The sequence below is a fragment of the Flavobacterium sp. WC2430 genome (genome assembly GCF_040822075.1).
GTDB lineage: Bacteria > Bacteroidota > Bacteroidia > Flavobacteriales > Flavobacteriaceae > Flavobacterium.
In genome coordinates, this window is record NZ_CP162007.1 from 156,041 (window position 1) to 169,989 (window position 13,949).

Annotated in this window: 14 protein-coding genes and 1 tRNA gene; 6 read left to right on the forward strand and 9 right to left on the reverse strand. The window is 32.7% G+C overall.

Annotation, left to right across the window (positions count from 1 at the left end; translation table 11 throughout):
* Positions 1–67: 67 nt before the first annotated feature.
* The 5 genes from AB3G36_RS00725 to xrtF all read right to left on the reverse strand — a co-directional run bounded on the left by AB3G36_RS00725 (position 68) and on the right by xrtF (position 4,212).
* Positions 68–751 (reverse strand): DedA family protein, encoded by a 684-nt coding sequence (locus tag AB3G36_RS00725; protein ID WP_367755021.1) that lies wholly within the window; start codon positions 749–751, stop codon positions 68–70.
* Between the two features lie 206 nt (positions 752–957).
* A complete protein-coding gene (locus AB3G36_RS00730; RefSeq protein WP_367755023.1) occupies positions 958–2,313 on the reverse strand; it encodes an MBL fold metallo-hydrolase in 1,356 nt (451 codons plus the stop codon).
* Between the two features lie 40 nt (positions 2,314–2,353).
* Positions 2,354–3,184 (reverse strand): restriction endonuclease, encoded by an 831-nt coding sequence (locus AB3G36_RS00735; RefSeq protein ID WP_367755025.1) that lies wholly within the window; start codon positions 3,182–3,184, stop codon positions 2,354–2,356.
* Positions 3,185–3,242: 58 nt separating this feature from the next.
* Complete coding sequence (locus AB3G36_RS00740; protein ID WP_367755027.1) at positions 3,243–3,686, reverse strand: exosortase F system-associated protein; 444 nt, start codon at positions 3,684–3,686, stop codon at positions 3,243–3,245.
* Positions 3,661–4,212 carry an exosortase family protein XrtF gene (xrtF, locus tag AB3G36_RS00745; RefSeq protein WP_367755029.1) on the reverse strand — a complete coding sequence of 184 codons (552 nt, stop codon included), beginning with the start codon at positions 4,210–4,212 and terminating at the stop codon, positions 3,661–3,663. The genes AB3G36_RS00740 and xrtF overlap by 26 nt, the downstream gene beginning before the upstream one ends.
* 73 nt (positions 4,213–4,285) lie before the next feature.
* On the opposite strand from xrtF, the gene AB3G36_RS00750 reads away from it, so the two are divergent.
* From AB3G36_RS00750 to rpe, 5 genes are all read left to right on the forward strand, one after another.
* Positions 4,286–4,741, forward strand: coding sequence for a GAF domain-containing protein (locus tag AB3G36_RS00750; protein WP_367755031.1), 456 nt, complete (start codon positions 4,286–4,288; stop codon positions 4,739–4,741).
* A 112-nt stretch (positions 4,742–4,853) separates the two neighbouring features.
* On the forward strand, positions 4,854–5,120 hold the full coding sequence (gene rpsO, locus AB3G36_RS00755) for a 30S ribosomal protein S15 (RefSeq protein ID WP_367755033.1): 267 nt from the start codon (positions 4,854–4,856) through the stop codon (positions 5,118–5,120).
* 148 nt (positions 5,121–5,268) lie between these two features.
* Entirely contained in the window at positions 5,269–7,410 is a 2,142-nt protein-coding gene (locus tag AB3G36_RS00760) for a polyribonucleotide nucleotidyltransferase (protein ID WP_367755035.1), read from the forward strand.
* Between the two features lie 278 nt (positions 7,411–7,688).
* Complete coding sequence (locus tag AB3G36_RS00765; protein ID WP_007137700.1) at positions 7,689–8,552, forward strand: RNA polymerase sigma factor RpoD/SigA; 864 nt, start codon at positions 7,689–7,691, stop codon at positions 8,550–8,552.
* A 500-nt stretch (positions 8,553–9,052) separates the two neighbouring features.
* Complete coding sequence (gene rpe / locus AB3G36_RS00770) at positions 9,053–9,715, forward strand: ribulose-phosphate 3-epimerase (RefSeq protein WP_367755039.1); 663 nt, start codon at positions 9,053–9,055, stop codon at positions 9,713–9,715.
* Between the two features lie 44 nt (positions 9,716–9,759).
* On the opposite strand, the gene AB3G36_RS00775 is transcribed toward rpe, so the two are convergent.
* Positions 9,760–10,182, reverse strand: a complete 423-nt coding sequence (locus AB3G36_RS00775; protein WP_367755041.1) for a CBS domain-containing protein — start codon at positions 10,180–10,182, stop codon at positions 9,760–9,762.
* Between the two features lie 344 nt (positions 10,183–10,526).
* On the opposite strand from AB3G36_RS00775, the gene AB3G36_RS00780 reads away from it, so the two are divergent.
* Positions 10,527–11,027 (forward strand): tetratricopeptide repeat protein, encoded by a 501-nt coding sequence (locus tag AB3G36_RS00780; RefSeq protein WP_367755043.1) that lies wholly within the window; start codon positions 10,527–10,529, stop codon positions 11,025–11,027.
* Between the two features lie 72 nt (positions 11,028–11,099).
* On the opposite strand, the gene AB3G36_RS00785 is transcribed toward AB3G36_RS00780, so the two are convergent.
* The 3 genes from AB3G36_RS00785 to ftsZ form a co-directional block, all read right to left on the reverse strand.
* Positions 11,100–11,173: transfer RNA gene (locus AB3G36_RS00785), tRNA-Arg, on the reverse strand.
* Between the two features lie 64 nt (positions 11,174–11,237).
* Positions 11,238–11,687, reverse strand: coding sequence for a GatB/YqeY domain-containing protein (locus AB3G36_RS00790; RefSeq protein ID WP_367755045.1), 450 nt, complete (start codon positions 11,685–11,687; stop codon positions 11,238–11,240).
* A 308-nt stretch (positions 11,688–11,995) separates the two neighbouring features.
* Positions 11,996–13,927, reverse strand: a complete 1,932-nt coding sequence (ftsZ, locus tag AB3G36_RS00795) for a cell division protein FtsZ (RefSeq protein ID WP_367755047.1) — start codon at positions 13,925–13,927, stop codon at positions 11,996–11,998.
* Between the last annotated feature and the right edge of the window lie 22 nt (positions 13,928–13,949).

Genomic DNA, 13,949 nt, shown 5'->3' on the forward strand with positions numbered 1-13,949 from the left:
ACGGATTTTTTATTTATACTTTTTTTTGAAAATAATATTTCGTCAAATAAGCACTACTTTTTTAGTTCTATTCCTCTGAAACTGGATGCTTTCTAGCTAACTTGATTAGTACTGGCGATAAAGTAATTACTACCAAACCAATAACGATTAACTCAATATGTTCTTTCAAATTTATTTGATAATTATCTAGTAAAAATCCATATAAATAATGTCCTGCGAAAATCAATATAAATGACCATAAAAAAGAACTAACCACATTATAAAACATAAATTTCTTTTTATCCATAGTCACAATTCCAGCAACAATAGGAGCGAAAGTTCTAAATATTGGCAAAAACCTTGCGAAAATAATTGCTCTACCTCCATGCCTTTCAAAAAAATCTTTAGATTGAACAAGGTATTTTTTCTTAAACCAAAAAGTGTCTTTTTTATTATAGAGATAGTATCCGCTTTTTGATCCAAACCAATAGCCGACAATATTACCTAAAATACCTGCAAAACCAACCATTGTCGACAAGAGAACAACATTTATAAAATCACTATCTATAAACAATATATTTTCAATCAATTCACGATTGTAAATTCCAGCAAGAAAAAGCAAACTATCTCCAGGTAAAAAGAAACCAGCAAACAATCCTGTCTCAGCAAAAACAATAAACAATACTATATATATCCCTAATTTTATTCCATTCACATCAAAATGAATATAAAAAAGTGGGTCTATCAAATTCTTCCAATCAAAGCTATTCATTCTGTGGGGTTTTATTCAAAAATGTTTTGTGCGTGAAAGTAAGTATAATTTACATGAACCACAATTTATTGAATCTTTTTAAAGATTAATTAACGATTAATCTAAAATTAAAATACCATGACAACCCTACATGCTTCTAGTACAGATTTAACAATCTAGTTTTTTTACGCCTAATAGTATATTCAACTGAATTACAATATGAAGGATTAAAGGTCAAATTCTTGTCCCATTAGTGGAATGACACAATCAAATCCATAATGTTCATTAATTTTTATACGCAACTCATCAGCAGGAATATTTTCCCCATGGACTAAAAATACTTTTTTAGGTTTATTTTCTAAGGCCGAAAGCCAATTAAGTAAATCCTTTTGATCACCATGTGCTGACAGCCCTTCAATGTCAATAATTTTAGCTAAAACAGCATAATATTTCCCGTAAATTTTAACTTCTTTGGCACCTTCAAGTAATTTGCGTCCTCTAGTTCCTTCCGCTTGGTACCCCACAATAATAACAGTAGTCTCTGGTAATCCAATGTAATTTGTTAAATAACTTAAAACACGTCCTCCAGTCACCATTCCACTAGCAGCAATTACTACTTTTGGTTTTTTATTATAAATAGCCTCTATTGTATCTTTATAATCCGTAATCATCGTGAACATTTTACTCATAGCCACGCAATCGTCTATGGAAAGCTTATGCCATTTTAAATTGTTAAAAAAAACATCAAATGCACTTACTCCCATCGGGGAATCAATAATATATTCAATGTCTGGGATTTTTTTCTCCGTTTTTAACTTCCATAACAAATACATTATACTCTGTGCCCGCTCTACAGCAAAAGAGGGAATTATTACTGTCCCACCATTTTTAAAAGTAGAATTGATATACGTTTCCAATTCTAATTTCGCATCCGTTTCAGGATGAAGACGATTACCATAAGTGCTTTCCAGAAATATATAATCCCCTTTTGTTGGCCTTGTGGGTGGAAACATTAAAACATCATTATCCCTACCTACATCTCCAGAAAAAACCAAAACTTTACCTTCTAAACTCAATTCTACGCTACAAGCCCCAATGATATGTCCTGCATTTGTAAAAACTGCTGAAATTTCAGCATCCAATGGAACTGTTTCCTTGACATTAACAACTCTAAAAAAAGGAAATACTTTCTCGGCTTGCTCAGCAGTATATAAAGGTTTAGCGACTTCATGTTTAGAATATTTTTCCTTATTTGCTTTGTACGCTTCTTCTTCTTGAATTTTACCACTATCCAAAAGAATTAATTTAGCAATTTCTTTAGTTGGACTTGAACAATAAATTTTTCCTTTAAATCCTTGTTCAACTAATATTGGCAACCAACCACAATGATCTAAATGTCCATGGGTCAATAGAACAAAATCAATAGTTGAAGGCAAAACTGGAAGAGGGTTCCAGTTAAGTTCTCTCAAAGGCTTTATGCCTTGAAAAAGGCCGCAATCTATCAAAATCCGAACACCATTACTTTCTACTAATGTTTTTGAACCAGTAACTGTTCCTGCTCCTCCAATAAACTTTACTTTCATGACTCTTTATTTATAGTGAACAATTAATCAAATCGTTATTTTAAGCACATCTACACAATTCCCTAACTTCTTTTAAAACATTTTTAATTCTATTAGCACTCAAGTTAATTTTTTCTAAAGCATCCGAATTATTCATTAATTCCTTAACTAAAATCACATCCAAAAACAATAGTTTATCTTTCTCAGCAATAGACAAAGTGGTTAAACAAGTCACTGGATAAAGACAGTCTATATCGTTTCTTGTTTTCAAACTATTATTTTTAGGGTAGTCCCAACTCAGTAAATTCAAACCAGAGCATTTAGCAAAAGTAATAGCATCAGAAGTGAACCGATTGTTAGTTGAGATCCAACATTTTGAAACGGTATCTTTTTTTGAAAAAATCATATGGTTTCTATCTTTCAAATCATTAAATCTCGAAAGAACATATAGAGGAATTTTAACATCCGAAACTGCTTCTCTACTAGAATGAAACTTACATTCTATCATTGCAATAGCATTATCTTTCTTTACTAAAACATCTATTTCATGTGAAACACACTTTCCTTGCAAAACCAGATTTGTGGTAGTTGTATATTTTTCGGCATCAAAAAGTCGAGCTATATATTTCTCGAAGAAAAAACCAGCAGGACCTAACAACTGAAGTGCTGCTCTTAGATTGTATCTGGCTGCATGTGAATTAGCCTCTTTTTTTAATAAAAGAAAAGCTCTTTTATAAATATGTTTGGTTGAAATTCCTTCGTAAAGTTCATTTTTAATTTTATTCAAAATATCTTCAACAATAACTGGACTAGCACCAGATTTCAACAATGAAACCTTTAGTTTTTCTGGCTCAAAATCAACAATATCTCCAGAGTGTTTTACTATTTTCATGACTCTAAATTATTGATTATTAATAATTTAATACTCAATTAAAGATAATAAAAATAAATCATTTATTAACCTTTTGGAAATAAAAAGCAGGAATAAACAATAGGACAAAAATAGGCTGAATTAAAAACCTCCTAATATAAAAAAGAAAAAGATTATTATTCACTCCATAAAAATTAATCACCATATAAAAAGAAGCGATTAAAATCATAAAAAAAAGCAGATACAAAATAGCAGCGAATTTAATTATCTCAACATCTTTAAATAATACATAAAGCAACCCTAACGAAATGATAGTATTAAGTCCATATCGAAATAAATAACCTATAAACAAACGATATGGACTATAAATAGGTAGCGGTAAATTATTAAAATCACTTTTAAAATAATTTAAGAAAGGATCATAGAATAAACGGTCTTCAAAGGCGCGAACTAAAATAAGTAATAGCACTAACAGTGCTGCCGTAACAAATCTAAGTTTATGTGTTAGTAGAATTTTTAGCATATAATGAAAATTTATTAACCCAAATTACCCATAAAATAAAAACGACTCCATAAATAAACAACGGAAAAAACACACCGTGTAAAATAGATTCTTGTGTAGGAAAAAAATAAATCAGAACACACAACAATGCAATTCGCATCACATTTAAAAAATAAATACCTAAACTTCCTCCGATAATATATAAAACTGTAGGTTTTAATTTTCCTGAAAAAGAAACTACAAACGAAATAAATAAAATAATAACACTAATCGCATTGCACCCCTCAATCAATCTGGCAACATATTTTTGATTGTAAATCAATTTGATGTAATCATCTGTTTTATTTTCTTCAAGTACCACATCAGCATGAAACAGTTTTAATAATTGCTCCGTATTTTGGGCTACCAATTTTGTAATTGAATCTGTTTGATTGCTCTCAAAACCATTTAAGAATATTTGATAAACAAAAGCTAATATTATGTAGGTTAAAAAAAACTTTGCTAAAAAAAACAAAAAAGGCTTATACAAAACAATATATTTTCTCAAAATGCAATTTTTAACAAATTTAATATAAATAAGATTAAGGACTTTAAATACTTTTGTATAAAAATTGAACAAAATGACATTTCAAGAATTGAAACCAAAAGTAACAGCAATAACGTCAAACAATTCACTTACAAGAGACGAAAAATTATTGACCATTTGCCAACTTTTAAATTCCAGCATAGAATACTATAATTGGGTAGGCTTTTATTTTGCAAACCACGATACAAAAACATTACATCTAGGTCCTTATGTAGGAGCAGAAACGGATCATACCGTTATCCCATTTGGAAAAGGAATTTGTGGGCAAGTAGCAGTTTCAAACGATAATTTTGTTGTGCCAGATGTTGCCGCTCAAGACAACTATATTGCTTGTAGCTTTACTGTAAAATCAGAAATTGTTGTTCCTTTATTTGCAAATGGGCAAAACATTGGGCAAATAGACATTGACAGTCATGTGATTGACCCTTTTACAGAAGCGGACGAACGATTTTTGGAGTTTGTAAATGAGGAGGTTGCAAAATTGTATTAAGATTTAAAATAATTATCAATTCATAATTATTAATTGATAATTATTAATTACTTTTGCACCCGTCTTACAATAGCTGTATGACATACATAAAAATCATTAAACAAATATTGGAATGTATTTAACTAAAGAGATTAAAGAAGAAATCTTCGCACAACACGGAGAAAAAACAAACACTGGAAAAGCTGAAGCACAAATCGCTTTATTCACTTTCAGAATTAGCCACTTAACTGAGCACTTGAAAAAAAATCGTCATGATTATAACACAGAGCGTTCATTAGTATTGCTAGTAGGTAAAAGAAGATCATTGTTAGATTACTTGAAAAAGAAAGAAATCAACAGATATCGTGAGATTATCAAAGTATTGGGTATCAGAAAATAATCAATATAAAAAAGAGGTGCGTAAGTGCCTCTTTTTGTTTTTACACAAGAATAAAAAAGTTTGGTTTTTCATTGGGTTTTAGGCATTAACTACGCAAACAACAACTACAACACAACTAGAACCCATGTTTAACTAATAAATTAAATTTATGATTCCACAATTATTTGTAGAAAGTATCGATTTAGGTGATGGCAGAAACATCACAATCGAGACAGGTCGTTTAGCTAAACAAGCTGACGGATCTGTAGTAGTAAGAATAGGTAAAACTGTTATTTTAGGAACAGTAGTATCTTCAAGAAAAGCTAGTCCAGGTATCGACTTTTTACCACTTACGGTAGATTATCGTGAAAAATTTGCTGCAGCAGGACGTTTCCCTGGAGGTTTCTTCAAAAGAGAAGCAAGACCAAGTGATAGCGAAGTGTTAACTATGCGTTTAGTAGACCGTGTTTTACGTCCACTTTTCCCAGATGATTATCATGCTGAAGTTCAGGTAATGATTCAATTAATGTCTTACGACGAAGATATTATGCCAGATGCACTAGCAGGTTTAGCAGCATCAGCAGCATTAGCTTTATCTGATATTCCTTTTGAAACATTAATCTCTGAAGCTAGAGTTGGAAGAGTTGATGGAAAATTCATCATCAATCCAAGCCGTGCACAATTAGCGTTATCAGACATTGATATGATGATTGGAGCTTCTATGGATTCTATCGCAATGGTAGAAGGTGAAATGAAAGAAATTTCAGAAGCAGAAATTCTTGAAGCAATTAAATTTGCTCACGAACATATCAAAAATCAAATTTCTGCTCAATTGCGTTTACAAGCTGCTTTTGGAAAAAAAGAGACTAGAACGTATGAAGGAGAAAGAGAAGATGAAGCAATTTACGCTAAAGTAAAAGCGGCATCTTACGATAAAATTTACGCTATTGCAAGCAAAGGTTCTTCTAAACAAGAACGTACAGCTGCATTTGACGAAGTAAAAGAAGAAATTAAAGCATTATTTACTGAAGAAGAATTGGCAGCTGATGGAGATTTAGTTTCTAAATACTTCAAGAAAACAAACAAAGAAGCAGTTCGTAACGTAACCTTAGATTTAGGAACCCGTTTAGACGGAAGAAAAACTACAGAAATCAGACCAATCTGGTGTGAAGTAGATTACTTACCATCTGTACACGGATCTGCATTGTTTACTCGTGGAGAAACGCAAGCTTTGGCAACAGCAACTTTAGGAACATCTAGAGAAGCAAACCAAATTGATTCTCCATCAGAACAAGGTGAAGAGAAATTCTACCTACATTATAACTTCCCTCCTTTCTCCACTGGTGAAGCTCGTCCTTTAAGAGGAACTTCAAGAAGAGAAGTAGGTCACGGAAACTTGGCTCAAAGAGCATTAAAAAACATGATTCCTGCTGATTGCCCTTATACAATTCGTGTTGTATCTGAAGTATTAGAATCGAATGGTTCTTCTTCTATGGCAACTGTTTGTGCTGGAACATTATCATTAATGGATGCTGGTATTCAAATGATTCGTCCTGTATCTGGAATTGCAATGGGATTGATTACTGACGGAGATCGTTATGCTGTATTGTCTGACATTCTTGGTGATGAAGATCACTTAGGAGATATGGACTTTAAAGTAACAGGAACTTCTGTAGGTATTACTGCTTGTCAAATGGACATCAAGATTGACGGATTGAAATACGAGATTATGGAAGCAGCACTAGCTCAAGCTCGTGATGGACGTTTACATATCCTTGGAAAATTAATCGAAACTTTAGCTGAGCCAAAAGCAGATGTTAAAGCATATGCTCCAAAAATCATTACAAGAAGAATCCCTAATGCTTTCATTGGAGCATTAATCGGACCTGGAGGAAAAGTGATTCAAGAATTACAAAAAACTACAGGAACTACAATTGTTATCAATGAAGATCCAATTACTGAAGAAGGAGTTATTGAAATCTTAGGAACAGATCCTGCTGGAATTGAAGCAGTATTGGCTAAAATTAAATCAATCACTTTCAAGCCTCAAATGAATGAGTCTTACGAGGTAAAAGTAATCAAAATGCTAGATTTTGGTGCAGTTGTAGAGTATACATCAGCTCCAGGAAACGAAGTTTTACTACATGTATCTGAGTTGGCTTGGGAACGCACAGAAAATGTTTCTGATGTAGTGAACATGGGTGACGTTTTTGAAGTGAAATACTTAGGTATGGATCCAAAAACTAGAAAAGAAAAAGTGTCAAGAAAAGCACTTCTACCAAGACCTCCACGTGAGGAAAGAAAAGAGTAATCAGATCTTAGTTTACTAAAGGTTTATTTATAGGAAATCCCGTTTCATGAATTTGAAACGGGATTTTTGTTTTGCATTAGGGATGGCAGCGTTTGTTTGAGCTCTTTTTATGCAATAAAATGGAATAAAAAAGCGAGTGCGGACAGCCCGACCGAAGGGAATGCCCAAATTAAATGGTTTAAAAAATAAAATAAATATTTATTTCATCCCTTTTGTAACTTTTTCACAACTTCGTACGTATAATCACTTGTACACTTAAAACTTGAGGAGACAAAAACATGAGACAACTAAAAATTACCAAGCAGGTAACGAATCGTGAAACTGCATCATTAGACAAATATTTACAAGAAATTGGAAAAGTTGATCTTATTACCGCTGACGAAGAAGTAGAATTAGCTCAAAAGATTAAAGCTGGTGATCAAAAAGCACTAGAGAAATTAACAAAAGCCAACTTACGTTTCGTAGTTTCGGTAGCAAAACAATATCAAAACCAAGGATTAACGCTTCCCGATTTAATTAACGAAGGAAATCTTGGTCTTATAAAAGCAGCACAACGTTTTGATGAAACACGTGGTTTCAAATTCATTTCGTATGCCGTATGGTGGATTCGTCAATCGATACTTCAAGCATTGGCTGAACAATCCCGTATCGTTCGTTTACCATTAAATAAAATTGGTTCTATCAATAAAATCAACAAAATGTACGCTTTATTAGAGCAATCTAACGAGCGTCCACCATCTGCTGAAGAAATTGCAAAAGAACTAGACATGACTGTGAATGACGTAAAAGAGTCTATGAAAAACTCTGGTCGTCACCTATCTATGGATGCACCTCTTGTTGAAGGAGAAGATTCTAACCTTTACGATGTATTGCGTTCTGGCGAATCTCCAAATCCTGACAGAGAATTAATCCACGAATCATTACGTACCGAAATCGAACGTTCATTAGAAACATTGACTCCTAGAGAGGCTGATGTGGTTCGTTTGTACTTTGGTCTTGGTGACCAACACCCAATGACTCTTGAGGAAATAGGTGAAACTTTTGACCTAACTCGTGAGCGTGTACGTCAAATCAAGGAAAAAGCAATCCGAAGATTGAAACACACTTCAAGAAGTAAAATATTAAAAACCTACTTAGGTTAATTCACAATATTCCCCAATTAAAATCTTTAAAACTTAAATTTTTTAATTCAAAATGAACAACAGTTTGATTGACTGTTCGTTTTTTGATTGATGATTGAAACTCCGGCTGATTACCGGAGTTTTATTTTTTATCAATAAAACCCTCGGTCTGTTCGAGCAAAGCTCTCGAGTTTAGCTTCGCTCTGTTCGACTTTCAGTCTCGGGTCCGGAGTTTTATTTTTTAATCTGAATTATTTTCAGATCCTCTTTCCCTCTATTTTCTTTTTATCTTTCTCTTTTCTGGCGTAACCCTTCGTAAAAACTTCGGGTCGGGCTTTATGTTTCAATCTTTTTATTAAAAAAAATAAAAAGGATTTCCACTTCAATCCCTTACGCAATACACGGATAAATCGCGAGTTGTACCTTTTATAAAAAAACTTTCCCGTTTGTTTTAAATAAACTAATTTTGCACAAACAACAACTTAAGAATCTGAAATAAATTCAGATTAAACAACAAAACAATGAAAAATACACTTATTGCTCCATCAGTATTAGCGGCCGATTTTGCTAACCTGCAACGTGACATTGAAATGATTAACAACAGTGAAGCGGATTGGTTTCATATTGATATTATGGATGGAGTTTTTGTGCCAAACATTTCTTTTGGAATGCCAGTACTGGAAGCGATTTCAAAACATGCAAAAAAAACAATCGATGTTCATTTAATGATTATTGATCCTGATCGCTACATTAAAACCTTTGCCGATCTAGGAGCAAATATCTTATGCGTACACTACGAAGCATGTACTCACCTGCACAGAACCGTTCAGTCCATAAAAGCCGAAGGTATGAAAGCTGGAGTAGCCTTAAACCCACATACAAACGTTGATTTATTGGAAGACGTAATCAATGACATTGATTTAGTTTGCATCATGAGTGTAAATCCTGGTTTTGGCGGACAGTCATTTATAGAAAATACCTATGCTAAAGTAAAAAAATTAAAAGAATTAATCACGAGAAAAGGAGCCAACACCATTATTGAAATTGACGGTGGAGTTACCAATAAAAATGCAAAACAATTAGTTGAAGCAGGAGCTGATGTACTTGTAGCGGGAAGCTATGTTTTTAAAGCAGAAAACCCAACAGCAACTATTGCCGATTTAAAGAAATTGACAACAATATAAATAATCCAAAACCCCATAATTACAACAGTAAGGATGGGGTTTTCTCATTTATATTGCTCCACAAAATATTTCATTAAATCCGTTGTAGTTACAATCCCCATTAAAACATCATTATCACATACTGGCAGTGCATGAAATTCATTTTTGGACAGAATTTCAGCTGTTTCTTTTATTGTGGTCTCTGGGCTAATAATCACAATTTCTTTAGTCATTACTTGACGTATCGAAAACATATTAAAAACGATTGACTCTACTTCTTCTGCCTCTCTTTCTACAACATCAGCATAAGAAACCCTTAATAAATCAGTATAACTTAGCATTCCAATAATTTTACCATCACTCACTACTGGAATATGCCTGATTTTATTTTTTTTAAATAAATCTTCTGCTTTTGTCAACTCATCAGAAAGATTCAACTTAATTATGTTTCTGGTCATAATTTCGGATACTGGAACATTATTCTTCATGACTTTGACTTTTAAATTTTTACTTAAATTTACAACTTAAAAAGCACAATTAATAGCAATTTTAATTATTAGGCAAACAAGAAAACTAAAAATATCTTTATATTAAATGGAAATAAATCCATAAAACACAATATTTTCAGGACCTAATTTAATTCGCTTTTTTATAAAAAATCACCAAATGTGGGTATTGTTTATCGATTTATTTTTTCAAATATTTGTGAGTAAATATTCACAAAACAACAAAATTTAGTCTCTTCTAGAAATCAAATAGTTAAGCAACTTATTGCTTGTTGAATCATTTAAATTAAAAACAAACAACCTCATTAATTGAAACTAAAAAAGAAATGAACAAAATTTTTATTACGCTTGCCTTCATTATTTGTATGAAAGCCAATTGTCAAACAGCTAACGACTACTACACATTAGGGAATAACAAATACCTAATAAAAGATTACAAAGAAGCAGTTAAAGATTATAGTAAAGCCATTGAACTAAAGTCTAACTTTATCGAAGCCTACTACTCAAGAGCTCTAGTAGAAAACATTCAAAAAGAGTACAAAGACGCTATTAAAGATTTATCTAAAGTGATAGAAATTGATCCAAAACAGAGCAAAGCTTATTATTCTAGAGCAACTACTAAAAGTATTTTGAAAGATTATAACGGAGCGATTGAAGATTATTCTAAGGCTATCGAAATAGAACCAAAATTTAGCAAAGCGTATAATGACCGGGCTGAATTGAAGTTTAAATTAAACCAAACAGAAAGTGGCTGTATTGATTTAAATAAAGCAGCTGAACTGGGCCATCCTTATCCCTTTGATTACATTAAGAAAAGGTGCAAATAAAAAAAAGAGCGATTATATGATCTATATAATCGCTCTTTCTTTTATGTAAAACTAAAAATTTTATTTTATTTGTGGCCGCGACAGGGTTCGAACCTGCAACCCTCAGAGTCGAAATCTGATATTCTATCCAGTTGAACTACGCAGCCGTTTGATTTAAGATTAACAATTTTAGATTTGTGATTTAAATTCGTTAACCTTGAATCCTAAAATTTATGTCAATAATTTTTTTACTATTGTAGAAATAACTTTCCCCTCGGCAGTACCACCTAATTGAGCAGCAGCTAATCCCATTACTTTTCCCATTGATGCAATACCAGCAGCTCCAGTTTCGGCAATTATTTTTGCTATCACTACTTCTACTTCAGCTTCTGTCAACTGTGCAGGTAAGAACTTTTCGATTACTGCAATTTGAGCCAATTCTGGTTCAGCCAAATCCAAACGGTTTTGTTCTGTAAAAATTCTAGCGCTTTCTTTACGAGTTTTCACTAATCTTTGTAGTAATTTAACTTCGTCATCTTCGGTAATTTCTTCTTTTGATCCCGTTGCTGTCTGAGCTAATAGAATCTCAGATTTAATAGCTCTTAAAGCTTCTAATGCAACTGTATCTTTAGCTCTCATGGCTGTTTTCATTTCGTCCATGATTTGTACTGATAAACTCATATTCTTTATTATTTATTTAATTAATCGATTATTCATCGATTGTTGAATTCCTGTTACGAACTATCTTTTGCCCCAGATGGTAGTGAAAAGCATTTTGAGAGCCAATGCTTTTTTTCTTGAATTTAAAAAGCGACCGAAGGAAGCTCTTTTAAAGACTTAGAAAAAACCATTTGGCGATAAAATCTTGTAACGGACAGCTGGATTAAGGCACAAAAAATATTCTTTGCTAAAATAGTGGTGCGAAGATAAAAAAAATAACCCGAAAATTAAATTCAATTTTCGGGCTAGTTCTTATTGGTTAAAATTAATTAATCTACATTGTCATGTAAATAAGAATTATTTGAACGCAACTGTAAATCATTATTGCTGTCTATACCAACAGAAATTCTAGAATTTGTATTGTTTGACTGTGTATTTGAGATATCTATTCCTAACCTTTTGTAAGCAGGTTCTCTTTCATATTCATCCACTTTAGAAACATTATTATGAAACTTATAGTTGAATTCTTTTAGCTTTTTTCTTCTCTCATCAGCTCTTAGCCTCAATGTTTCCTCAATTGTCATTTCCATTGGAGATATCTCCTCAAAATGAGAAGGAGCATTTACACTTTTATCCACTTGCTTCATTGTGATATTCAATTCAGCTGGTATCACTTCTTCCACAACTTTAGCAACTGGTTTTGAAGAAATCAATTCATTCTCCGCTTCCATATACTCCTCAAGAGAATATTTAATGATTCCATTATCAGACAATTCAGTTACTGGAACAAATTGAACGGGTTGATTCACTTTTATCTCACGTGTTTCATTTGTCAATTCAAATAAAACTTTCTCTTCTTTTATTTCTGCAACTGGCTCAGGTTTTGCAATTGGCAAGTCAAAAGAAAATGTTGTTTGCTCTTGTCTTTCAATTACTTTAGGCTGTTGCACTTCTGCTTCTACTTGTTTTGGAGCTGTAAATGTAAAATCAATATCTTTAATAGGAGAAACGATTTCAAAAGTAACATCTAAGTTCTTAATAAACTCAGACATGGCCAATAAACCTTCGTTTCCTGGAACTGGAACAATTGCTTCAGGCACGACTTTGTCTTCTAACAAATCAAATACGATTCTTTCATCGGAATTTGATTTTGGTGATTCTGTATTTAAATCAAAAGCAGGTACCGCATTTTTTGATAGATTATAAACATTACTTTGTTCATCCTCTAGTGCATGAATTATTTTTTTCGGCTCCGTATTTACGATTCCATTTTGTTGTTCAATATCAAAACCTGTTGCAATTATAGTAACTGCAATAGCATCACCAAGAGTTTCATCTTCACCAACACCCATAATAATATTGGCATTGTGACCTGCTTCATTTTGAATGTGGTCATTGATTTCTCCGATTTCATCTAAAGTGATTTCATTAGTTCCAGAAACGATGAGCAACAATACGTTTTTGGCACCTGTGATTTTGTTATCATTCAATAATGGAGAATCTAAAGCAGAAATAATAGCTTCTTTTGCTCTATTTTCTCCTTCAGCAACAGCCGAACCCATAATTGCAGTTCCACTATTAGACAAAACGGTCTTCGCATCACGTAAATCGATATTTTGAGTGTAGTGATGTGTTATCACTTCAGCAATACCTCTTGAGGCAGTTGCTAAAACTTCATCCGCTTTTGAAAATCCTGCTTTGAAACCAAGATTACCATATACTTCTCTTAATTTATTATTATTAATAACGATTAAAGAATCTACCTGCTTGCGTAATTTTTCTATTCCAATTTTCGCTTGTTCTTGACGCACTTTTCCTTCAAATAAGAATGGAAGTGTTACAATACCTACAGTAAGAATTTCTCTCTCTTTGGCTAATTGAGCAATAACCGGCGCAGCACCTGTTCCAGTACCACCACCCATTCCAGCTGTGATGAAAACCATCTTAGTATTGCGGTCCAACATTTTTTCAATTTCAGCAATGCTCTCAATAGCTGATTGCTGCCCTACATCAGGATTAGCACCAGCACCAAGTCCTTCAGTCAAGTTTACCCCTAACTGAATTTTATTAGGTACTGAACTACTTTGTAATGCCTGAGAATCAGTATTACATACAATAAAGTCCACCCCTTTAATTCCTTGCTTAAACATGTGGTTTATAGCGTTACTTCCACCTCCACCTACACCAATTACTTTGATTACATTTGATTGGTTTTTTGGTAAATCAAATGAAATACTTCCAAATTCTGAGTTGCTCATCATTTTATTTGGTTTTTGATATTAA

What these genes read in the sequence shown, in the direction of transcription:
- AB3G36_RS00735 (WP_367755025.1), bottom strand. Translation starts at nt 3,184, where the DNA reads ATGAAAATAGTAAAACACTCTGGAGATATTGTTGATTTTGAGCCAGAA.
- AB3G36_RS00780 (WP_367755043.1), top strand. Translation starts at nt 10,527, where the DNA reads ATGAACAAAATTTTTATTACGCTTGCCTTCATTATTTGTATGAAAGCC.
- AB3G36_RS00740 (WP_367755027.1), bottom strand. Translation starts at nt 3,686, where the DNA reads ATGCTAAAAATTCTACTAACACATAAACTTAGATTTGTTACGGCAGCA.
- AB3G36_RS00775 (WP_367755041.1), bottom strand. Translation starts at nt 10,182, where the DNA reads ATGAAGAATAATGTTCCAGTATCCGAAATTATGACCAGAAACATAATT.
- AB3G36_RS00730 (WP_367755023.1), bottom strand. Translation starts at nt 2,313, where the DNA reads ATGAAAGTAAAGTTTATTGGAGGAGCAGGAACAGTTACTGGTTCAAAA.
- AB3G36_RS00760 (WP_367755035.1), top strand. Translation starts at nt 5,269, where the DNA reads ATGATTCCACAATTATTTGTAGAAAGTATCGATTTAGGTGATGGCAGA.
- AB3G36_RS00725 (WP_367755021.1), bottom strand. Translation starts at nt 751, where the DNA reads ATGAATAGCTTTGATTGGAAGAATTTGATAGACCCACTTTTTTATATT.
- rpsO (WP_367755033.1), top strand. Translation starts at nt 4,854, where the DNA reads ATGTATTTAACTAAAGAGATTAAAGAAGAAATCTTCGCACAACACGGA.
- ftsZ (WP_367755047.1), bottom strand. Translation starts at nt 13,927, where the DNA reads ATGATGAGCAACTCAGAATTTGGAAGTATTTCATTTGATTTACCAAAA.
- AB3G36_RS00750 (WP_367755031.1), top strand. Translation starts at nt 4,286, where the DNA reads ATGACATTTCAAGAATTGAAACCAAAAGTAACAGCAATAACGTCAAAC.
- AB3G36_RS00790 (WP_367755045.1), bottom strand. Translation starts at nt 11,687, where the DNA reads ATGAGTTTATCAGTACAAATCATGGACGAAATGAAAACAGCCATGAGA.
- AB3G36_RS00765 (WP_007137700.1), top strand. Translation starts at nt 7,689, where the DNA reads ATGAGACAACTAAAAATTACCAAGCAGGTAACGAATCGTGAAACTGCA.
- rpe (WP_367755039.1), top strand. Translation starts at nt 9,053, where the DNA reads ATGAAAAATACACTTATTGCTCCATCAGTATTAGCGGCCGATTTTGCT.